Raw genomic sequence first — 20,146 nt, 5'->3', positions numbered from 1 at the left:
AGCGCCCACAGGTCTGGTGATGCCCTTGATGGCAGAGTCAATGTGGGAGCGGGCTTGCTCGCGATGCGGGCGCAGGCGCTGATCAGGCCTGCGCCTGCCAGGCCTGTGGCGGTACGAAGCTTTCGAGTTCGTCCTCCACGACCTGGATGATGTGCCCCAACTGGCCCAGGCTCATGACCGTGGCGCAGGGGATGCCGGCAATCGCAATCACGGTCTCGCCACTGGCGCGGTCAAACAGTCGGGCGATCATGCTGCTCGGCGCGTCCATGGTCGCCTCGAAGCCCATCGGATGGAAATGCCAGCGCATCAGTTGGCAGGCGTTCGGGAAGGTGACTTTATTGATGTTTCCCTGCGAGTACATAGAGCAATTCCTTTAGCTCAAGTTGTGGCTGCGGCACGATTCTGGCCGCGTGTGTTTGCACGTATTTCGAGCTCAAAGCTAGCATCCAACACTGATAGCGATAAGCCTTATTTTGCCCGTTAGCCGATTGAGTGCTCAGGTTTTGATATGAATCATGCACTTAGGCTTTTTATCTCCTGCCGAAGGCCATTGAAGCCGGCGCACAAACTCGGCACTCTCTGTTTTTTGCCTTCGAGCACTCTATGTCAGCCTTAGACGACGGCCCCGAGCACACCCGCGCCACTGGCGAAACCGTGATGCGTTATCACCTGTGCTGGAAGCATCGGGACCTTGATGGAGTCATGGCGCTTTATCATCCCGAGGTGATCTACAACGATTTTTTCCAGAATCGGGTCATGGCCCTCGATGAACTGCGCGAGTATGTGCAGTCGTCCATGCCCAGAGAACCGGATGAAGCACTCGAACACAGCGATCGTATCCGCCTGGATGGCAATACCGCCTTTATCCAGTACCGCATGACCCTGCGCGGCAGCCAGGGCCTGGTGTCCTTCCGGGCCAGCGAAGCCATTACCGTGCGTGACGGGCTGATCTGGAGGGTCAATGAGTACGCCTCTCTGGTTCACGAAGCCGCCGCTCATTGCACACGTCCGGGATCGTTGCGGCCTGCGGTCAGCCGCCTTGGGCTTTCGGCCCGGCAATTGAGCTTCATGGCCCAGGACCTGCAAACCTATTTCGAACGCCAGCAACCCTGGCTCGATCCCGACCTGGACCTGCAACAAGTGGCCAAAGCGTGCGGCTACACCCGCAATCAGATGTCCTATCTGCTCAATCAGGTGCTGGGGCTCAGCTTTTATCGCTATGTGAACCAGGCACGGCTGCGCCATGTACTGGCGGCGATGGATGGGGCCGCAACCCCTGTCAAAGTCGATGAGCTGGCTTTTTCGGCGGGGTTCAACTCGATATCAGCGTTTTACAGCTGTTTTCGCCAGCACACCGGGCAATCGCCCAAGGCCTACGCCAAACAAATTTCTTTGCGGGCACGCACGCAAGACGCGCCAGAGGCCAACGACTAGGATCGAGCCATTCTTGGATCGGTGTGGAGTCGGTAATGCCAGCATGGCGCTCAATCAGTTTGTGGATGGACCAGCTTGGGGAGGAACTCGTACCTCGCCCGTCCCTTGAGCACGACCTGGATGTCGATGTGGTCATTATCGGCGCCGGTTACACCGGACTCTGGACGGCGTACTACCTCAAACGCCATGCGCCTGAACTGAGTATCGCCATCGTTGAGGCGCAAACAGCAGGCTTTGGCGCTTCCGGACGCAACGGTGGCTGGTTGATGGGCAACTTGCTGGGTGAAGACCGCTTGCTCGCAGGCCTGTCTGTGGAGCAGCGGCGCCAATCCTTCGATTTGCTGCACGGCATTCCCGATGAAGTAAAGAGCGTCATTGATCGTGAAGGGATCGACTGTGATTACCGCAAAGGGGGCGGGCTGTATTGCGCGGCCCGCTATCCGGAGCAGGAAGCCAGCTTGCGCAGCTATCTGGCGAGTCTTTATGCCGAAGGCCTGGACGAGTCCGACTACCGTTGGTTAAGCCCCGCCGAACTGGAACAGCAGATCCGCGTCGCCAAACCCTATGGCGGGATTTTCACACCCCATATTGCAACCATTCACCCTGCCAAACTGGTACGCGGCCTGGCCCGTGCCGTTGAGCGCATGGGGGTGAAGATTTATGAACAAAGCCCGGTAACCGAATGGCGCGCAGGTTTTGCCCGCACTGCCAGGGCCCAGGTCCGCAGCCGGTGGGTGGTGCCAGCCGTGGAAGGCTACGCCAACACCCTGGCCCCTCTTGGGCGTTATCAATTGCCTGTGCAGAGCCTGCTGGTGGCTACCGAACCCTTGTCGCAAGCCACTTGGGACGGCATCGGCCTGTCCCGAGGCCAGGCCTTCAGCGAAAGCAGCCGTCAAGTCACCTACGGCCAGCGCACTGCGGACAACCGCCTGGTGTTCGGGGCCCGGGGTGGCTATCAGTTTGGCGGGCGCTTGCGCGAGAACTTTGATCTGAGCAAGGACGAAGTCCAACTGCGTCGCTATCTGTTTGGCGAACTGTTCCCGCAGCTTAAAGATGTGGAGATCACTCACGCCTGGGGCGGCAATCTGGGGATGTCGCGACGGTTTCAGCCGCACATGCTCTGTGATCGCCAGCAGGGCATTGCGTTGGCCGGTGGGTACGGCGGAGAGGGGGTAGGCGCCAGTCATTTGGGCGGGCGCACCCTGGCAGACCTGATTTTGCAGCGCGACACTCTTGAGGTCAGGCAACCGTGGGTGTTGACCGAAGGCGGTCTCGGCGCACTCAAGGCCTGGGAGCCCGAGCCGTGCCGCTGGCTGGGCTATAACGCGATCATTCGCAGCTTTGTGTACGAAGACAAAACCCTGGCCAATCCGGACAGCCCGCCCTGGCGTCGGCAATTTGCCAGCCGCATGGCCGGGTTTATGGAAGGTTTCATGCATTAACCCACACTTGCGCTTAACAGGAAGCATCCCATGAGCATCACTCAATTCAAAAATACTGCCCACGTGGCCTTGCACGAGTCTTTCCCCGTCGCCGTACCGCTCGGTACGCCGGTGGCGGTGACGTCAGTCACCTGTGTCGAACGTAGCGACGGCGTCGAAACCGGCATCTGGGAATGCACCCCGGGCCGCTGGCGTCGCCAGATCGTGGCGCAAGAGTTCTGTCACTTTATCCAGGGCCGCTGCACCTTCACCCCGGATAACGGTGAACCCCTGACAATCGAAGCGGGCGATGCACTGATGTTGCCTGCCAACAGCACCGGAATCTGGGACATCCAGGAAACCGTGCGCAAGACCTATGTATTGATCCTTTGATCGCCGAAACCTGCCAATAAAAACAGCTGCCCAAAATATGCAAGGAATCGAATCATGATCCGTATGACCCTGTTGCCCCTGATGCTGGCCGGTACGCTGTGTCAGGCCGCCGAAACTGTGAAGGTCTATAACTGGTCGGACTACATTGCTCCCGACACGATGAAGAACTTCCAGCGCGATACCGGTATTGCGTTCAGCTATGACGTGTTCGACAGCAACGAGACGCTGGATGGCAAGTTGATGACGGGCTCATCGGGTTATGACGTGGTGTTTCCCTCCAACCACTTCATGGCGCGGCAGATCCAGGGCAAGGCCCTGAAGAAACTCGACAAGAGCCAGTTGCCGAACTGGAAGAACCTCAACCCGGTGCTGCTCAAGGCGCTGCAGGTCAATGATCCGGGCAACGAGCACGGGTTTCCCTATCTGTGGGGCAGTACCGGGATTGGCTACAACATCGCCAAGGTCAAGGCCGTGTTGGGTGACGATGCGCCGGTGGATTCCTGGGACTTGATCTTCAAGCCCGAAAACATGGAAAAGCTCAAATCCTGTGGCGTAGCGATTCTCGACAATGGTCCGGAAATCCTGCCCGCGGCGCTCAACTACCTGGGCTTGCCCCATCACAGCAAGAACCCGGCCGACTACAAGAAGGCTGAAGAGTTGCTGCTCAAAGTCCGGCCCTATATCAGCTACTTCCATTCATCGAAGTACACCAGTGACTTGGCCAACGGCAATATCTGCGTGGCAGTCGGCTTTTCGGGAGACATTCTGCAGGCCGAAACCCGGGCCAAAGAAGCCAATAACGGCGTCGAAATCGGCTACAGGATTCCCAAGGAAGGTGCCGCCATCTGGTTTGACATGGTTGCCATGCCCAGCGACGCACCGGACGAAAAAGCTGCCTATAGCTTTATGAACTACCTGCTGCGCCCGGACGTGATGGCCGGTATCACCAACCATGTGCATTACGCCAATGGTAACGAGCAGGCAGATGCCTTGGTCAGCCCTGAAATCAAGGCTGACACCAAGGTCTATCCAACCCCTGCAATGATGGACACGTTGTTTGCGCTGGAGGCCATGCCGCTGAATATCGACCGGGTACGCACCCGTATCTGGACCAATATCAAAAGCGGCAAGTGATTAGCGCAGTGCTTGCGGGTTAACCAGGTTGGCCGGGCGGTCACCGGCCAATGCCGCCAGCAGATTATCGACCGCACAGCGCGCCATTGCTTCGCGGGTCTCGAACGTGGCCGAGCCGATATGCGGGGTGGCCACCACGTTATCCAGTTTCAGCAAGGGCGAGGTCAGCTCCAGCGGTTCGCGCTCGAATACGTCAAGCCCGGCAGCCCGTATCTGGCCGTTTTGCAAGGCATGAATCAGCGCCGCTTCGTCCACCACCTTGCCCCGCGAGATATTGATAAAGATGCTCTCGGGACGCATCAGGGCAAATTGCCCGGCACCGATCAGGCCTTCGGTCTGAGCGGTCAGGGGCAGGGTCAGGCAGATAAAGTCGGCTTGCTGCAACAACTCATCCAGGCTACGGTATTGCGCGTTAAAACGTGCTTCAACAGCGGGCTTGGGCGAGTTGCTGTGGTAAATCACCGGCATCCCGAAGCCAAAGTGGCCGCGTTGGGCCAGGGCTTCACCAATGCGGCCCATGCCGATAATGCCCAGGGTCTTGCCATGCACGTCGGTACCGAAATGCTCGGGGCCGACGTTTTTTTGCCATTGGCCATTACGCACCATATTGGCCAGTTCCACCACGCGGCGGGCGCTGGCCAGTACCAGGGCGAAGCCGGTGTCTGCGGTGGTCTCGGTGAGCACGTCAGGTGTATTGGTGAGCTGGATTTTACGTTCGGTCAGGTAATCGATGTCGTAATTGTCGACACCCACCGAGACGCTGGACACCACTTCAAGATCTGGCGCCAGATCCAGCAACTGCGCGTCCAGCTTCAGGCTTGCCCCCAGTATTCCCTGGGCCTGGGGCAGGGCGGCACGCAATGTGTTCATGCCGTCGGCGTCCAGGCGCTCGATCAGCGTGACATTGGCGTGGGCTTCAAGGCGCTGCATCAGCGCCTGGGACAGTTCTTTGTAGAGCACGACATTCTTTTTCAAGGGAATCACCAACGTTGAATTCAAGAGTGGGCCAGGCGTTGCGAAGTACTGTGGTGCGGCGCAGCAGGGTCTTTGGCAGCGGGTTTGAGCATCAGTGTCAGGAGCACCGAAATCATCAGGGCACCGCTCATCAACAAGAAGGATGCGCCGGTGGAGCCGGTGGAGCTGTTCAGATAGCCAACCAGGTACGAGCCTGCAAATGAGCCCAGCGCGCCCATGCTGTTAATCAGGGCCATAGCGCCACCGGCCACGTTGGAGGGCAGGATTTCCGGGATGATGGCGAAAAACGGGCCATAGGGTGCGTACATGCAACCACCGGCGATCACCAGCAATGCGTAGGACCACCAGAAGTGTTCGGCGCCCAGCATGTAGGATCCGTAGAACGCGATAGACGCGATCAGCAGCGGCGGCCAGACAAAGCGTTTGCGCTTTTGCAGTTTGTCCGAGCCCCAGGACACCACCAGCATGGCGATGACCGCTGCCAGATACGGCAGGGCAGAAAGCCAGCCCGCTTCGATCATGTCCATCTGCGCGCCCTGCTTGAGGATCGACGGCAGCCACAGCACAAAGCCATACACGCCGATACTCCAGCAAAAGAACTGCAAGGCCAGCAGGATAACGGCCGGTGTACGGAACGCAGCTGCGTAGTTTTTCACCGGCTTCATGCCGACTTGCTCGGCATCCAGCGCGCTTTGCAGGTCCACTTTCTCCTGGTTGCTCAGCCATTTGGCTTCGCTTGGACGGTCATCGGCCAGGCGCCACCAGATAAACGCCCAGAACACTGCAGGCAGGCCTTCAACGATAAACATCCAGCGCCAGCTGTAATGCTGTACCAGATAGCCAGAGACCACCGACATCCAGAGCATGGTCACCGGGTTACCCAGGATCAGGAAGGTGTTGGCGCGTGAGCGTTCGGCACGGGTGAACCAATGACACAGGTACACAAGCATCGCCGGCATCACGGCGGCTTCAACCACCCCGAGCATAAAGCGGATAGCGATCAGCCAGTAGGCGTTGGAGACCACGCCGGTCAGCGTGGCGAGGCTGCCCCAAAGGATCAGGCTGACAAAAATCAGCTTTTTGACGCTGTTTCTCTGGGCGTAGATGGCACCGGGTACCTGGAAGAAGAAATACCCCAGGAAGAACAGCGCGCCCAGCAATGACGACAGGCCTGGGGTGATATTGAGGTCTTCGGCCATCCCGGAGGCAGCGGCGAAGCCGTAGTTGGCTCGGTCAAGGTACGCCAGGCTGTAGGTGATAAACACGATCGGCATGATGTACCACCAGCGACGGGCGGCGAGTTTTAGCGATTGCATGTGGGGTGCTCCTGAGCTTGTTTTTGTTTTTTCGCAGCAGGTTACAAATGAAGCCAATGACGGTGTTTAAAGGGACGCGGGCAGCGCGCTGTAGGTGTTCAGTTCGGCACGGGTCGGCAAACCCTCCATGTCGCCACGGCTCTGTACGGCACGGCTGCCGATCCAGTTGCCCCGTTGTACGGCCTGGGCAAATCCGAGGTTTTCCAGCAAGGCACTGACCACCCCGACGGCAAAGCCATCACCGGCACCGACGGTGTCGATGACGTTGGCCACGGGTACGGCCGGGATAAATTGTTCATCCTGGGCCGTGCGATAGAACGCGCCTTTGGCACCCAGTTTGATGATCACTGCTTCCGCACCCTGGTCGAGGTAGAACGCGGCAATATCAGCCGGATCGTCGTAGCCGGTCAGTATCCGGCCTTCGCTCAGGCCCGGCAGTACCCAGTCGGCACAGGCGGCGAGGGCGTTGATGTCGCGGATCATCTGTTGCTCGCTGGCCCATAGCGAAGGTCGCAGATTGGGGTCGAACGACACGCTGCTGCCTGCGGCGCGCATCGACTTCATCAAATCGAAGGACAACGCATTGCAGCTCGTCGAGAGTGCAGGGGGGATGCCGGTGGCGTGCAAATGCCTGGCACTGAGCAACTGCGCATTGAGCGCAGAACTGTTCAGGTGACTGGCGGCCGAGCCGCGACGGAAGTATTCGACCTGTGGGTCGCTGCCATCATCGACGCGAGACTTGAGCTGAAAGCCGGTGGGGTTCAGCGGATCGATTTCAACATGCTGGCAGTCCAGGCCTTCGGCTTGCAGCGTGTCGAGTACAAAACGCCCCAGGGAGTCGGCGCCTACGCGGCTCAGCCAGGTGACATTGAAACCCAGCCGGGCAAGGCCGATGGCTACGTTGCTGTCAGCCCCGGCGATGCGCTTGTGGAACTGCCCGACTTGCGCCAGATCACCGGTGTGCTCGGCGACCAGCATGGCCATGGTTTCGCCAAACGACAACACATCAACCTTAGACATGGCTCAGCTCCTGTTGCTTCTGGCTCAAGCGGGCCAGCACGGCAACATGGGCCTGGGTCAGACCGTCGAGATCCGCGCCCTGCAGCGGGTATTCGATGGCACGGGTCAGGCCGTGGGGCATGTGGGTCATCAGGTGTTGCCACTGTTGCAAGTCGATGGCAGTCGGTGGCGTTGCGACCAACTTGCCGTCCGGGCGACGGACCACGCCTTTGCAGTGCAGGTAAGTGACGTAGCGGCCCAGCAGGCGGGCAGCGGTGCTGGCCGACTGGTCCTGCCACTGCCAGTTGCCGATATCGAACGTCATGCTGATGGGCGCTTGCTGCTGCTCAACCTGATCGAAAAAGCGCTGCATGGGTTCAATGCGCCCGCCGTAGGAGGTCTGGTCGTTTTCCACCAGCAGACGCACCGGTTGCTGGTTCAGGCAGGCTGCGAGGTTCTGCATGTCACAGTGTTCAGTGAAATAGCCCAGCGACACCTTCAGCCATTGAGCGCCGAACGCGTGGGCCCGCTTCAGGGTGGCGAGCAGTTGGGTATTGGGACGTGATTGCCCGGCTTCCCACAGTTCCAATGGCGAGGAGAATACGCACTCCAGCCCCAGTTGTTGTACGGACTGGCTAAAGGCGATCGGGTCTTCTGTGGTCAACAGTTCTTCGCGCAGCTCGATGCGGGACACGCCAGCATTGGCCAGCAACTCAATGAAACTGTGTTGTCCGCGCTGGCGAACCAGATCGGCGCCGTAGCTCGACAGGCTGATGGAAACGGGAAATGTCGTCATTGTTATTAATCTCTGAAACCGGTTTCATTTTATTGTGCGTTAAACGGCTGGTCACCGGTTCATGGGTAACCAGCCGCTGAAGTGTCAGGCCGTCAGGGGGTGTGTTGAGCCGCGAATAATCAATTGCGCAGGAAAATCCAGCGCCCGTGGCGGTGACGTGTCACCGCTCAGGCGCTTAAGCAGGCAGTCAAAGGCACTGGCGCCGATCTGTTGCGTGGGCTGGGCCAGTGCGGTGATGCCGCTGCCCACCAACGGGAACCATTCCAGGTCATCGAGGGCAATCAACCCTACGTCTTCGAACAACCGGCAGTTCAACTCGCGCAACACCTGGGTGCACGCCAGTGCAGCGAGGCCGTTGGCGCAAAAGATCGCCTTGGGGCCGTGGCCGGTTGTTTGCAGGAAGGTCTGGATGTCGGCGCGAAGGCCCGGGCCGGTCTTGATCACGGCACCGCGAAGGGCAGGGCGTGCGGCCAGTTGCCCGGTAAAACTGCTGATACGCTCGATCCGGGAACTGGTACCGTCAACCGGCTCACTGACCATCAGCACATCGCGATAACCCTGCTGATCAAGATGCTCCAGCGCCATGCGCACCGCCTCGGGGTTATCGAGGCCCACCAGGTCGGTGTGCAACTGCTCCACTTTGCGGTCGATCAGCACGATGGGCATTTCTTGATGCAACGCTTGCAGCGCGTCAGGGTCATGGCCAAGGGTATTAAGGATCAGGCCTTCGATATTGTAGGCACGCAGAGCTGCCAGGTGCTGGCGCTCCTGCTCGTCATTACGGTCTGTGTTACAGACGACAAGGTTGTAGCCATGCAGGCGGCAGGCGGTTTCGACGCCGTGCATGACTGCAATGGAATAGGGGTTGCGAATATCGGCCACCAGCATCCCGATCAGTCGGGTGCGACCGCGTTTCAGGCCACGGGCCATTTGATTGGGCCGATAGCCCAGATCATTGATTGCTCGCTCGATACGCTCGGCGATGGCTTCGGACAGCAAGGCGCGGTCTTCGCCAATAAAGCGCGACACGCTGGCCTTGGACACTCCGGCCCGCTGGGCAACATCGAGCATGGTCACGCGGGTGCGCTGGGCTGCTGAAAAACTGTTCACGGCCTGAAACCTTTTATTTGAGTTATCGCAGGCGGTTTCGCGGCAAAGCGCTGAAACCGGTTTCATGGAAACTCAAAAGATGGAGAGATGTCAAGGTTTCAGCGGCAAGCTGAAACCTTGCACCTGCTTCTAGACCCTGAACTGACGCAATAACCCATTGAGCTGCACGCTCAATTCCTTGAGGTGGGCACTGGCGGCGCTCGACTGTTCTGCCGCCTGGGCAGTGCCCTGGGACAGTTGGGCGGCCTGGGTCACGTTCTGGTTGATGTCTTCCACCACGTGGGCCTGTTGCAACGTGGCGCTGGCAATGGATGCATTGAGATCGTTGAGATTGTTCAGTGCATGGCCAATGCTGGTCAGGCTTTGCCCGGCCTGGGTGGCTTGTTCGATGGTCAGTTGAGAGGCCCGGCTACTCGTGCCGATGACATTGACCGCGGCTTCGGAGTGCTTCTGCAAGCCTTCGATCATGGTCTGGATTTCGGCCGTGGATTTTTGCGTGCGCTGGGCCAGCAGCCGGACCTCGTCGGCCACAACGGCAAAGCCACGCCCTTGCTCGCCTGCGCGGGCCGCTTCGATGGCGGCGTTGAGCGCCAGCAGGTTGGTTTGTTCGGCAATCGAGCGGATCACCTCAAGCACGCTGCCGATTTCGCTGCTTTGCGTGGCCAGGGTCCGGATGACGTCGACTGCCTGATTGATGGTGCCGGACAGTTGGTCGATCTGTTGCAGGCTGCTGTCGATGTTTTGCTGGCCAAGCTCGGCTTGGGACTGGGCGCCGCGCATTTCGCCGGCAGCATGCTCGGCGTTCTTGGCCACCTCTTGCACTGCGTACGTCACTTCGTTGATTGCCGTGGCGACCTGATCCATTTGCAGGGCCTGCTGCTGGCTGCGCTGCTGGGCGTCGGTCGCGTCATTGCCCAGCTCAGTGGAAGACTGCTCAAGTGCCGTGGCGGTGGACTGCAGATGGCTGATCACATTGCGCAGCTTGGCGGTAAAAGCATTGAAATGCTGTGCCAGAAGGGTGACTTCATCCCGGCCGTGGGTATCGAGGCTACGGGTCAGGTCGCTTTCACCGCTGGCAATATTGGCCATGGCCTGCACCGCCTCTTGCAGCGGTCGCACAATGCTGCGGGCAATGAGGGTGACCAGCAGCGCCATGACCAGCGCTATGCCCAGGCCTGCCCAACTGGCTTTCCAGGCCTGGGCGCGGAATTCGGCCTGCATGTCGTCGATGTAGACGCCAGAGCCGATGACCCAGCCCCAAGGCTCGAACAATTGCACATAGGAGGTTTTTTGCACCGGATCTTGCGCGCCGGGTTTTGGCCAGCGGTAGTCAACCATGCCCGCGCCCCTGGTTTTGGCCAGGTGTGCCATTTCGTTAAAAATCCCGAACCCGTCCGGGTCTTTGATGGCGGACAGGTCCTTGCCATCGAGCTTGGGGTTGGTGGGGTGCATGACCATGTACGGGCGCAGGTCGTTGATCCAGAAATAGTCGTCATTGTCGTAGCGCAGTGTGCTGATCACGCTCAGAGCCTGCTGCTGTGCCGCTTCACGGCTCAAGCTGCCGGCCGTCTCCAGGCCGTGGTAGTAGCTGAGCACGCCACTGGCGGCCTGCACCACATGTTGGGTCTTCTGGGCTTTGCCTTCATACAAATCGTCATGTATCTGCTTTAGCATCAATAAGCCCAACGCCAGCAGCATCGCCATTGCAACGATCAGAATCAGCCATAAACGACGGCTGATGGACAACCCGCGCAGGGTATTCATAAATGTTCACTCCTGTTTTTCTTCTTGTGGTGTTTCGCAGAACAACTTTTTTCAGACTTGCCTGTCAGACGAAACCGAAGTCATGTCATAGCAGCGAAAGTAGAACGTGTCTGATAGGATCTCGGCCGAAATTGGCAAAGCTTCATCTTTATTGATTTCTGACAGTTTTTTCACACCGTTCTGGGGAACATGTCGCACCTGTAACCCACTTCAGGGCAGCGGTGGCAAACACTTAATCAAGACTAATCAGCTCTGCATGAGGCAGGGCTTTATGGGGGAATAATGGATCTTTGGACTGCCGCTCAGGCGTTGATACTTGGCGTCGTTGAGGGCTTGACGGAGTTTTTGCCGATCTCAAGCACCGGTCACCAGATTATCGTGGCCGACTTGCTGAACTTCGGCGGCGAGCGGGCGATGGCGTTCAACATCATCATCCAGCTGGGCGCCATTTTGGCTGTTGTCTGGGAATTTCGTCGCAAGATCATCGACGTTGTCATCGGTTTGCCCACTAAACCAGAGGCGCGCCGTTTTACCACCAACCTGATCATCGCGGTGATGCCTGCTGTGGTGCTGGGAGTGATTTTTGCCGATGTGATTCACGAGTACCTGTTCAACCCGATTACCGTTGCCACGGCACTGGTGGTGGGTGGTGTCATCATGTTGTGGGCTGAGCGTCGCCAACACGTGATTCGTGCCGAAACAGTGGACGACATGACCTGGAAAGACGCGGTGAAAATCGGCTTTGCGCAATGTCTGGCCATGATTCCAGGCACTTCGCGCTCGGGCTCGACCATTATCGGCGGCCTGCTGTTTGGCTTGTCCCGCAAGGCGGCGACCGAGTTTTCATTCTTCCTGGCCATGCCAACCATGGTCGGTGCGGCGGTGTACTCGGGCTACAAGTACCGTCATCTGTTCCAGCCTGACGACTTGCCAGTGTTCGCGATTGGTTTTGTGACCTCGTTTATCTTCGCCATGATCGCGGTACGGGCATTGCTGAAGTTCATTTCGAACCACAGTTATGCCGTGTTCGCCTGGTATCGCATCGGGTTTGGCTTGCTGATTCTGGCCACCTGGCAGTTCGGCTGGATCGACTGGTCTGCGGCTTCGGCGTGAAAACCAAGGTCAAGGACCGGCGCGAGCATGCCGGTATGCGTGAGCGCCAGGGGGCGCCGATTCGCGGCTTGAAACTCAAGCTGGCGATATTGGCGCTGCTCTGTGCATTGCCACTGGGCGGTTCGGTGAATGTACTGCTCACCGGGGGCAGCCGGTTGCCCTTGCTGGCCTATGCAGTTGCCAGCGTTCTTGCGTTTGGCCTGTATTGGTACGACAAGCAGCAGGCCAGGACTGGCCAGTGGCGCACCCCGGAAAATGTGCTGCACGGGGTTGAGCTACTGGGCGGATGGCCGGGAGCCTTGGTGGCGCAACAGGTGTTTCGCCACAAAACCCGCAAGGTGTCTTACCAGGTGTTTTTCTGGCTGATCGTGGCTTTGCACCAGGTGATCTGGATTGACATTCTGTTCGTGAAAATGACCTTTGCGAACCTGTAGCGATTAAAGCAATAAGCCGATCTGACGTTTTTTTGCCAGCTTGGCGACCACCAGTTGATGGGATCGTCGCAACAGGTCTTGCAGTTCTGCAGCGCCCATCGGGTAGGGCGCTTGCATGTTGATCCAGAACGCCCGCGCCAGATACGGCGACGGGTGTATGCCCGGACGATCGACATAGCCCAGAAACAATTCTTTCTCGACCTTGAACGAGAGCCCGTCGCGGTTGAGGTTGAGCAGGGCGAACATTTTCCTCTGGTCGACATAAAACACCTGAACGCCTCCCCATTGCACCACTTCCTTGACGTCCGGCAGGCTGCGACAGAATTGGGCTACGTCATGCTGGGTCATCTGGCTCATAGCAGTTTGTCTCCACACCTTTCGAATGATTCAACCAAATGGTCGATCCAGGCCCTGACGGCAGGCATCACCCCGCGTCTGTGGGGGTAAACCGCATGCAGCCAGCCCCCTGGCAGGGTCCATGAGGGCAGGATTTGAACCAGCTGCCCGTCCAGCAGTTCCTGTTCGCAATACATCATGGGCAGTACGGTAAAGCCCAGGCCGGCCAGGGTGCAGGCTTTGCGCACGACAAAATCATCAATGCCCAGGCGCGCTTCCAGTACCAGGTTGCTGGCCTTGCCCTGTTCGTCGAGCATGCGCAGATGAACCATGCGATCAGGTTCAAGGGCACCCAGCAGCGGCACGTTTTTCAAGTCTTCCGGGGTATTGACCGGCCACTGGCGGGCAAATCCGGGGCTGGCCACCATCACGGTGCGGGCCTGGCGCAAACGCCGCGTGACCAGTAACGGATCTTCATCGCCTTCTTCACGCACGCGCAAGGCGACATCAATGCCTTCAGTGACCAGATCGACGCGACGGTTGAGCAGGCTGACTTCCAGCTGCACAAGCGGGTAGGCCTGCAGAAACGAACTGATCACGCCGGGCATGAACTCGTGAGCCAGGCCCACAGGGCACGATACGCGCAGGCGGCCTCGCGGCTCGCTGGACATGCTGGCCACTGCCTCGTCGGCCATTTCGGCCTCAAGCAACATGGCCTGGCAGTGACGCAGGTAGCGCTCACCCACGGCCGTGAGCTTGAGTTGGCGGGTAGTACGCTGCAGCAGGCGGGCGCCAAGGCGCTCTTCAAGCTCGGCCACCCGGCGCGACAGGCGCGACTTCGGAATCCCCAGCAATCGACCCGCAGCGGCAAAGCCACCGGCTTCGACCACCTTGGCGAAGTAATACAAGTCATTGAGGTCTTGCATGACGGGCTCACTGTCCTATGGGTGGGACGAACTATCGCACGATGGCTAACTTATCGTCGATTACTTTCATCGGTAGCATCTACTTCATCAGATCGCCCAGTAGCGGTCCTCATTTGGAGATCACACATGAAACTGTTGCATATCGATTCGAGCATTCTGGGCGACAACTCGGCTTCGCGTCAGTTGAGCCGTGAAGTGGTCAAGGCCTGGCAGGCTGCCGACCCTGACGTAGAGGTGAGCTATCGCGATCTGGCTGCAGAGGCCATTGAACATTTCTCGGCCGCAACCCTGGTGGCGGCGGGCACACCGGCTGAGCTGCGTGATGCGGCACAGAAACATGAAGCCCAATTGAGTGCCGATACCCTTGCGCAGTTCCTGGCCGCTGACGCGGTAGTGATTGCGGCGCCGATGTACAACTTCACCATTCCTACCCAGCTCAAGGCCTGGATCGACCGCATTGCCGTTGCCGGTCAGACCTTCCGTTACACCGAAGCTGGCCCGGAAGGCCTGTGCGGCAATAAAAAGGTGATCGTGGTGTCGACCTCGGGCGGTCTGCATGTTGGGCAGGCCACGGGCGTTGCCCATGAAGACTATTTGAAAGTGATGCTGGGCTTCATGGGCATCACCGATGTCGAGTTTGTTCGCGCCCACGGCCTGGCCTATGGCGACGAAGTTCGCACCAAGGCCTTGAACGATGCCCAGGCGCACATTAACCAGGATCTGTTCAGCGCAGCGTAAGTAATCTGGACGGTTTCACCGACTAAACTCTGTACTCTGGATGTCTTCAAAGACCGGAGTACGGAGTTTTTTTGCGTTTGGCTTGGGTTATGCAGAGTGTGTGGATAGACGTCCTGCATGTCCGGTTTCAAGCTACGCGCCATTAAAGGTGAGCCTCCATGATACGTCTCAATGCGGCACTGGTTTTACTCCTGGCATGTTGCCCCGTCCTGGTGCAGGCCGAACCTGCCATGCAATGGGGCGTGGGCTTTCATCGCTTGAGTTTTCTCGACCCTCTGGACGATCAGCCCATGCGCGCTATCGCCTTTTATCCGTCCAATGAAGCCCGGGGGCTGACCAGAATGGGCGGTTATGAAGTCGAGGCGACTGAAGAAGCCAAAATTGCCATGGGCCATTACCCGCTGTTGATGTTGTCCCATGGCAACACCGGAACCCCGCTGGCCCTGCACGATCTGGCCACGTCATTGGCGCGCAAGGGGTTTGTGGTGGTGGCGGTGTTGCACCCGGGAGACAACTACAAAGACCACAGTCGCCTGGGTACCCTGAGCAACCTCTACGGACGGCCGATGCAGATATCGGCCGCCATCACTGCCACGCTGGCGGATCGCGAGCTGTCACCGTACGTGCATGACGATCAGGTGGGGGTCATCGGTTATTCGGCAGGCGGCGAAACGGCGTTGATTCTTTCCGGAGCCCAGCCTGATCTGGATCGCTTGCGCCGCTATTGCCAGGAGCGACCTGAGGACCGTGATGCCTGTACGACAAAAGGCGAGCTGATCGCCGATCGTGATGACCTTGTTCCCGTTGCCGATCCTCGGGTTCATGCACTGCTGCTGATGGCCCCCTTGAGCCTGATGTTTGGCCGGCAAACCCTGGCCGATGTGCATGTGCCGGTCCTGCTGTACAGCGGCGACAACGACAAGCTGGTGTTCCCGGACAAAAATGCCGACGCCCTTGCGCGCAAGCTGCCAGTGGAGCCTGAGTTCAAGGTGATTCCTGGTGCCGGGCATTTCGTGTTCATGGCGCCTTGCACCGACGAGCAAATGGGCGCAATGCCCGGTCTATGCACCGACGCGCAGGGGGTCGACCGCGAGGATGTGCACCGTGATCTGATTTATGAGGCGGGACGGTTTTTCAGCAAGACCCTGCAAGTCCGCCAGCGCACGGGGTTTCGCACTGCCGACCACTGATCTAGGATCTAGCCGTTTGCGCGACGCGACAGGGTCACGCTCAGCAGCAAACCCACGCAGCACATGACTGCGGCGCTGAAGAAAATCCACGGGTACCCCATGTTCAATGCGATGGCGCCCATGATCGGGCCCGCGATGGCGAGGGCCAGATCGAAAAACACTGCATAGGCACTCAACCCCGCGCCCCGGCTGGAGACCGGCACCCGCTTGACCGCCTCCACACCCAGCGCCGGGTACACCAGCGACAGGCCAAAACCGGTCAGGCCAGCGCCTGTCAGGGCATATGCCTCGGAAGGTGCCAGCCACAATAATGTCAGACCGACCGTTTCGATCGTCATGCAGACGATCGCCACGGTGTAGCCGCCAAAGCGGCTGATGCTGTTGGTGAAAATCAGGCGCGCAAGGATAAAGCACACGCCGAACACCGACAGGCAATAAGCGGCTCCGACCCAGCCGCGGTCGATGTAAAACAAGGTAATGAAGGTGGTCAGGGTGCCATAGCCAATGGATGCCAGGGTCAGGCTGATGCCGTACGGTGCGATCAGGCCGAACACCGACCAAAAGGGCAGGCGCACGCCGCTGATCACCGGAATCGAAGGTTTTTTACGAATAAGCAGCAAGGCAAACAGTGCCAGCAGTAACAGCGTCACCCCCAGGCTGAAAAACCCCAGCTGGCCGATCATCACGACACCCAGCGGGGCACCGATGGCGATTGCACCATAGGACGCAATGCCGTTCCAGCCAATCGCCCGGGCGGTGTGTTGCGACCCGACCTGAGCGATCCCCCAACTGATCGTGCCGACGCCGATCAAGCCTTGGGCAATGCCCAGGAAAATCCGTCCGGCGATCAAAATGCACAGGCTAAGCAGTGGCCAGCCTTGCAGTGCGACGGCCAGGGAGGTGAGTACGCCGCTGATGGCAATCCCGATCAGGCCATACACGATGGCGGGCTTGGTGCCGAGGCTGTCCACCAGGCGTCCGGCGAAAGGACGGCTGAGCAAGGTTGCCAGGTATTGCGAAGCAATGGTCAGGCCTGCGATTACGGCACTGAAACCCAGTTGGTCGTGGACATAGCCGGGCAATACGGCTATCGGCAAGCCGATACAAATAAACGCGATGAAGGTGTAGAACACGATCGAAAGGATTTGCAGCGTGACCGACAGGGAACTCTCGACGTGGGGTTGTTGCGCAGGCATAGACGGTGAATCCGGCTGACGGTCATAGACCCGCATCATGGCTCGGCTTCAGAAGAAATGAAAGCAGGCTAACGATAATCTCAGAAAGCAAAAAGCCAATGCCCCGACACCTCGGGGCATTGGCTAAAGCGTAAAACACACACTACCTGTCAATCAGGCATCAGTTCCAGGGACGATCGCCGTTCTCATCCTTGATACGAGTCGGCAGGCCCATCACGTCCAGCGCCTTGAGGAACGGCTCTGCTGGCAGTTCTTCGACGTTGACCATGCGTTTTACGTCCCACTCGCCGCGAGCGACCAGCAAGGCTGCTGCCACCGGAGGTACACCGGCGGTATAGGAAATGCCCTGGCTGTCAGTCTCGGCAAAGGCGTCCTCGTGGTCGGCGACGTTGTAGATGAACACTTCGCGCGGCTGACCATCCTTGGTGCCCTTGACCAGATCACCGATGCAGGTCTTGCCCGTGTAGCCGGGAGCAAGCGAGCTCGGATCAGGCAGCACGGCCTTGACCAGTTTGAGTGGCACGACTTCCAGGCCTTCAGCGGTCTTGACCGGCTGTTCGGAGAGAAGGCCCAAGTTCTTGAGCACCGTGAACACATTGATGTAGTGCTCGCCGAAACTCATCCAGAAACGCACGTTTGGCACGTCGAGGTTCTTCGACAGGGAATGAACCTCGTCATGACCGGTCAGGTACAGGTTCTGCTCGCCCACGACCGGCAGATCGTCGGTACGCTTGACTTCGAACATGCTATTGCTGGTCCACTGGCTGTTCTGCCAGCTCCAGACCTGCCCGGTGAACTCGCGGAAGTTGATTTCCGGGTCGAAGTTGGTGGCGAAATACTTGCCGTGGGAACCGGCATTGACGTCGAGAATATCGATCGAATCAATGCGGTCGAAATACTGTTGCTGCGCCAGAGCTGCATAAGCGTTGACCACACCCGGGTCGAAGCCTACGCCGAGGATGGCGGTGATGTTTTTCGCTTTGCACTCCTCGATGTGGTTCCACTCGTAGTTGCCATACCAGGGCGGCGTTTCGCAGACCTTGCCCGGCTCTTCGTGAATGGCGGTGTCGAGATAGGCCACGCCGGTATCGATGCAGGCACGCAGCACCGACATGTTGAGGAAGGCAGAGCCGACGTTGATGACGATCTGCGATTCGGTTTCCAGAATCAGCGCCTTGGTCGCTTCGACATCCAGAGCGTTCAGCGAGAAGGCTTTGATGTCGGCGGGCTGCTTGAGGCTACCCTTGGCGATGACGCTGTCGATGATGGCCTGGCATTTGGAGATGTTGCGCGACGCGATAGCGATACGACCAAGTTCATCGTTGTGCTGCGCGCACTTGTGGGCCACCACCTTGGCGACACCTCCTGCACCAATGATAAGAACGTTTTTCTTCAATTTGTTTAAATCTCCCTTCTGCCAGATTACGAGAGGCTGGACAGGTAGTCGTTGAAATCAAACTCGCGAACCACTTCGACTGTACCGTCGAGTTGTTTCACTACGATGGACGGCATTTTCAGACCGTTGAACCAGTTTTTCTTGACCATGGTGTAACCCGCTGCGTCGATAAACGACAGCCGATCGCCGATGGCCAGCGGACGATCAAATGGATACTCGCCGAAAATGTCTCCGGCCAGGCATGACTTGCCGCACACCATATAGGTGTGCTCACCCTCGCTTGGGGCCAGCTTGGCGTTCAGGCGATAGATCAGCAGATCGAGCATGTGGGCTTCGATGGAGCTGTCTACGACCGCCAGGTGCTTGCCGTTGTAGAGCGTGTCGAGCACGGTCACTTCCAGCGAGGCGCTCTGGGTGATGGCAGCTTCACCAGGTTCCAGATAGACCTGCACGCCGTACTTTTGCGAGAAGGCCTTGAGGCGCGCGCAGAAAGCATCCAGTGCATAGTCGTCACCGGTGAAGTGGATACCGCCACCCAGGCTGACCCATTCAACCTTGTGCAGCAGATCGCCGAAGCGTTCTTCGATGGTGCACAGCATCTTGTCGAACAGGCCGAAGTCACCGTTCTCGCAGTTGTTGTGGAACATGAAGCCCGAGATCTGGTCGATGACCTGCTCGATCTTCACCGGGTCCCATTCGCCCAGGCGGCTGAACGGACGAGCGGGGTCGGCCAACAGGTAGTCGGAGCTGCTCACCTGCGGGTTGACCCGCAGACCGCGCACTTTGCCGGCAGAGGCCTGGGCATAGCGCTGCAACTGGCCGATGGAGTTGAAGATGATCTTGTCGCTGTTCTCGAGCATCTCTTCGATTTCGTCGTCGGCCCAGGCCACGCTGTAGGCGTGGGTCTCGCCGGCGAACTTCTGTCGACCGAGCTTGAGTTCATACAGCGACGACGACGTGGTGCCGTCCATGTACTGCTGCATAAGGTCGAACACCGACCAGGTGGCGAAGCACTTGAGTGCCAGCAGGGCCTTGGCCCCGGACTGCTCGCGTACGTAGGCGATCTTCTGCATGTTCGCCAGCAGCTTTTGTTTATCAATCAGGTAATACGGTGTTTTGATCATTTCGAGGCGCCTGCGGCATGGCCAGCCAAAAAAGGATGCGCATTGTGCCTTCACTGACCGCAGATCGAAAGAGCAGAACGCCAAGTTTGATCGGCGCGAGGAGCGCAGCGCCCGGCCCGCAGCGAAGATAATGCAATAAACATCGTACTCATGGCGCATGTGCTGGCTCGATTGGCGCCCGTTCATCGCCATGAAAAACTGCACGTTTCCATCGCGCTCGAACGCTGGAGCGCACCAGTTAGAGGCAAAACTGTCGCTGCTCAGTGATCGTTGTGCCTTAAAACTGTGTTGTTACAAGGCCCATCCCGGTCTGGCACAAAGACTGCAAGTCCTGATTCAGGTCCACCGGCG

20 protein-coding genes and 1 pseudogene are annotated in these 20,146 nt (G+C 58.6%); 8 read left to right on the top strand and 13 right to left on the bottom strand.

The genetic code is table 11. From position 1 onward, the window contains the following. Positions 1-82: 82 nt before the first annotated feature. Complete coding sequence (locus tag V6P94_RS16245; protein ID WP_219261837.1) at positions 83-361, bottom strand: DUF1652 domain-containing protein; 279 nt, start codon at positions 359-361, stop codon at positions 83-85. A gap of 242 nt (positions 362-603) precedes the next feature. Between V6P94_RS16245 and V6P94_RS16240 the strand changes: the two genes are divergently transcribed. From V6P94_RS16240 to V6P94_RS16225, 4 genes are read left to right on the top strand one after another with little or no spacing between them, the layout of a single operon-like run. Further along, a complete protein-coding gene (locus tag V6P94_RS16240) occupies positions 604-1,434 on the top strand; it encodes a helix-turn-helix domain-containing protein (RefSeq protein WP_326397868.1) in 831 nt (276 codons plus the stop codon). 35 nt (positions 1,435-1,469) lie between these two features. Continuing rightward, positions 1,470-2,876 (top strand): FAD-dependent oxidoreductase, encoded by a 1,407-nt coding sequence (locus V6P94_RS16235; RefSeq protein ID WP_326397869.1) that lies wholly within the window; start codon positions 1,470-1,472, stop codon positions 2,874-2,876. Positions 2,877-2,906: 30 nt separating this feature from the next. Beyond that, positions 2,907-3,248 (top strand): cupin domain-containing protein, encoded by a 342-nt coding sequence (locus tag V6P94_RS16230; protein ID WP_133078025.1) that lies wholly within the window; start codon positions 2,907-2,909, stop codon positions 3,246-3,248. A gap of 54 nt (positions 3,249-3,302) precedes the next feature. Then, positions 3,303-4,382, top strand: coding sequence for a polyamine ABC transporter substrate-binding protein (locus tag V6P94_RS16225; RefSeq protein WP_133078026.1), 1,080 nt, complete (start codon positions 3,303-3,305; stop codon positions 4,380-4,382). On the opposite strand, the gene V6P94_RS16220 is transcribed toward V6P94_RS16225, so the two are convergent. From V6P94_RS16220 to V6P94_RS25080, 7 genes and pseudogenes are all read right to left on the bottom strand, one after another. Then, entirely contained in the window at positions 4,383-5,357 is a 975-nt protein-coding gene (locus tag V6P94_RS16220; RefSeq protein WP_133078027.1) for an NAD(P)-dependent oxidoreductase, read from the bottom strand. Positions 5,358-5,377: 20 nt separating this feature from the next. Further along, a complete protein-coding gene (locus tag V6P94_RS16215) occupies positions 5,378-6,673 on the bottom strand; it encodes an MFS transporter (protein WP_219261840.1) in 1,296 nt (431 codons plus the stop codon). Positions 6,674-6,739: 66 nt separating this feature from the next. Continuing rightward, positions 6,740-7,693 carry a sugar kinase gene (locus V6P94_RS16210; RefSeq protein WP_338647694.1) on the bottom strand — a complete coding sequence of 318 codons (954 nt, stop codon included), beginning with the start codon at positions 7,691-7,693 and terminating at the stop codon, positions 6,740-6,742. After that, positions 7,686-8,468: a sugar phosphate isomerase/epimerase gene (locus tag V6P94_RS16205; RefSeq protein WP_219261841.1), complete on the bottom strand. Its 783-nt coding sequence runs from the start codon at positions 8,466-8,468 to the stop codon at positions 7,686-7,688. The genes V6P94_RS16210 and V6P94_RS16205 overlap by 8 nt, the downstream gene beginning before the upstream one ends. A gap of 84 nt (positions 8,469-8,552) precedes the next feature. Beyond that, complete coding sequence (locus tag V6P94_RS16200; RefSeq protein ID WP_133078031.1) at positions 8,553-9,578, bottom strand: LacI family DNA-binding transcriptional regulator; 1,026 nt, start codon at positions 9,576-9,578, stop codon at positions 8,553-8,555. Positions 9,579-9,707: 129 nt separating this feature from the next. Next, positions 9,708-10,442, bottom strand: a complete 735-nt coding sequence (locus V6P94_RS25085; protein ID WP_374105703.1) for a methyl-accepting chemotaxis protein — start codon at positions 10,440-10,442, stop codon at positions 9,708-9,710. Between the two features lie 123 nt (positions 10,443-10,565). After that, positions 10,566-11,252, bottom strand: a pseudogene (locus V6P94_RS25080) (cache domain-containing protein); the annotation flags it as partial. A gap of 372 nt (positions 11,253-11,624) precedes the next feature. Between V6P94_RS25080 and V6P94_RS16190 the strand changes: the two are divergent. Together V6P94_RS16190 and V6P94_RS16185 are read left to right on the top strand one after the other, a co-directional pair. Then, positions 11,625-12,455: an undecaprenyl-diphosphate phosphatase gene (locus V6P94_RS16190; RefSeq protein WP_133078033.1), complete on the top strand. Its 831-nt coding sequence runs from the start codon at positions 11,625-11,627 to the stop codon at positions 12,453-12,455. Between the two features lie 35 nt (positions 12,456-12,490). Beyond that, positions 12,491-12,889, top strand: a complete 399-nt coding sequence (locus tag V6P94_RS16185; RefSeq protein WP_219261946.1) for a DUF1294 domain-containing protein — start codon at positions 12,491-12,493, stop codon at positions 12,887-12,889. A gap of 3 nt (positions 12,890-12,892) precedes the next feature. Here the strand turns inward: V6P94_RS16185 and V6P94_RS16180 are convergent, their stop codons facing one another. Next, positions 12,893-13,237, bottom strand: a complete 345-nt coding sequence (locus V6P94_RS16180) for an MmcQ/YjbR family DNA-binding protein (RefSeq protein WP_338649453.1) — start codon at positions 13,235-13,237, stop codon at positions 12,893-12,895. Positions 13,238-13,242: 5 nt separating this feature from the next. Beyond that, positions 13,243-14,151, bottom strand: a complete 909-nt coding sequence (locus tag V6P94_RS16175; RefSeq protein ID WP_133078034.1) for a LysR substrate-binding domain-containing protein — start codon at positions 14,149-14,151, stop codon at positions 13,243-13,245. Between the two features lie 126 nt (positions 14,152-14,277). On the opposite strand from V6P94_RS16175, the gene V6P94_RS16170 reads away from it, so the two are divergent. After that, positions 14,278-14,889, top strand: a complete 612-nt coding sequence (locus V6P94_RS16170; protein ID WP_326397872.1) for an FMN-dependent NADH-azoreductase — start codon at positions 14,278-14,280, stop codon at positions 14,887-14,889. A gap of 158 nt (positions 14,890-15,047) precedes the next feature. After that, positions 15,048-16,079: a dienelactone hydrolase family protein gene (locus V6P94_RS16165; protein ID WP_219261844.1), complete on the top strand. Its 1,032-nt coding sequence runs from the start codon at positions 15,048-15,050 to the stop codon at positions 16,077-16,079. An 8-nt stretch (positions 16,080-16,087) separates the two neighbouring features. Here V6P94_RS16165 and V6P94_RS16160 read toward each other — a convergent pair whose 3' ends face one another. The 3 genes from V6P94_RS16160 to V6P94_RS16150 all read right to left on the bottom strand — a co-directional run bounded on the left by V6P94_RS16160 (position 16,088) and on the right by V6P94_RS16150 (position 19,795). Then, the gene (locus tag V6P94_RS16160) at positions 16,088-17,275 is read right to left on the bottom strand and encodes an MFS transporter (protein WP_219261947.1); all 1,188 of its coding nucleotides are present in this window, start codon (positions 17,273-17,275) and stop codon (positions 16,088-16,090) included. Between the two features lie 160 nt (positions 17,276-17,435). Beyond that, positions 17,436-18,671, bottom strand: coding sequence for a saccharopine dehydrogenase family protein (locus V6P94_RS16155; protein WP_133078037.1), 1,236 nt, complete (start codon positions 18,669-18,671; stop codon positions 17,436-17,438). Positions 18,672-18,697: 26 nt separating this feature from the next. Next, positions 18,698-19,795: a carboxynorspermidine decarboxylase gene (locus V6P94_RS16150; protein WP_133078038.1), complete on the bottom strand. Its 1,098-nt coding sequence runs from the start codon at positions 19,793-19,795 to the stop codon at positions 18,698-18,700. Positions 19,796-20,146 lie beyond the last annotated feature (351 nt).

Origin of the sequence: Pseudomonas sp. ML2-2023-3 (assembly GCF_037055275.1) — a bacterium.
Taxonomy (GTDB): Bacteria; Pseudomonadota; Gammaproteobacteria; order Pseudomonadales; family Pseudomonadaceae; genus Aquipseudomonas.
The sequence above is the reverse complement of the archived record's forward strand: the minus strand, read 5'-3'. Positions and strand labels throughout refer to the sequence as shown.

What these genes read in the sequence shown, in the direction of transcription:
- V6P94_RS16185 (WP_219261946.1), top strand. Translation starts at nt 12,491, where the DNA reads ATGCGTGAGCGCCAGGGGGCGCCGATTCGCGGCTTGAAACTCAAGCTG.
- V6P94_RS16165 (WP_219261844.1), top strand. Translation starts at nt 15,048, where the DNA reads ATGATACGTCTCAATGCGGCACTGGTTTTACTCCTGGCATGTTGCCCC.
- V6P94_RS16245 (WP_219261837.1), bottom strand. Translation starts at nt 361, where the DNA reads ATGTACTCGCAGGGAAACATCAATAAAGTCACCTTCCCGAACGCCTGC.
- V6P94_RS16210 (WP_338647694.1), bottom strand. Translation starts at nt 7,693, where the DNA reads ATGTCTAAGGTTGATGTGTTGTCGTTTGGCGAAACCATGGCCATGCTG.
- V6P94_RS16205 (WP_219261841.1), bottom strand. Translation starts at nt 8,468, where the DNA reads ATGACGACATTTCCCGTTTCCATCAGCCTGTCGAGCTACGGCGCCGAT.
- V6P94_RS16190 (WP_133078033.1), top strand. Translation starts at nt 11,625, where the DNA reads ATGGATCTTTGGACTGCCGCTCAGGCGTTGATACTTGGCGTCGTTGAG.
- V6P94_RS16170 (WP_326397872.1), top strand. Translation starts at nt 14,278, where the DNA reads ATGAAACTGTTGCATATCGATTCGAGCATTCTGGGCGACAACTCGGCT.
- V6P94_RS16240 (WP_326397868.1), top strand. Translation starts at nt 604, where the DNA reads ATGTCAGCCTTAGACGACGGCCCCGAGCACACCCGCGCCACTGGCGAA.
- V6P94_RS16235 (WP_326397869.1), top strand. Translation starts at nt 1,470, where the DNA reads ATGCCAGCATGGCGCTCAATCAGTTTGTGGATGGACCAGCTTGGGGAG.
- V6P94_RS25085 (WP_374105703.1), bottom strand. Translation starts at nt 10,442, where the DNA reads ATGGATCAGGTCGCCACGGCAATCAACGAAGTGACGTACGCAGTGCAA.
- V6P94_RS16215 (WP_219261840.1), bottom strand. Translation starts at nt 6,673, where the DNA reads ATGCAATCGCTAAAACTCGCCGCCCGTCGCTGGTGGTACATCATGCCG.
- V6P94_RS16225 (WP_133078026.1), top strand. Translation starts at nt 3,303, where the DNA reads ATGATCCGTATGACCCTGTTGCCCCTGATGCTGGCCGGTACGCTGTGT.
- V6P94_RS16230 (WP_133078025.1), top strand. Translation starts at nt 2,907, where the DNA reads ATGAGCATCACTCAATTCAAAAATACTGCCCACGTGGCCTTGCACGAG.
- V6P94_RS16150 (WP_133078038.1), bottom strand. Translation starts at nt 19,795, where the DNA reads ATGATCAAAACACCGTATTACCTGATTGATAAACAAAAGCTGCTGGCG.
- V6P94_RS16160 (WP_219261947.1), bottom strand. Translation starts at nt 17,275, where the DNA reads ATGCCTGCGCAACAACCCCACGTCGAGAGTTCCCTGTCGGTCACGCTG.
- V6P94_RS16180 (WP_338649453.1), bottom strand. Translation starts at nt 13,237, where the DNA reads ATGACCCAGCATGACGTAGCCCAATTCTGTCGCAGCCTGCCGGACGTC.
- V6P94_RS16175 (WP_133078034.1), bottom strand. Translation starts at nt 14,151, where the DNA reads ATGCAAGACCTCAATGACTTGTATTACTTCGCCAAGGTGGTCGAAGCC.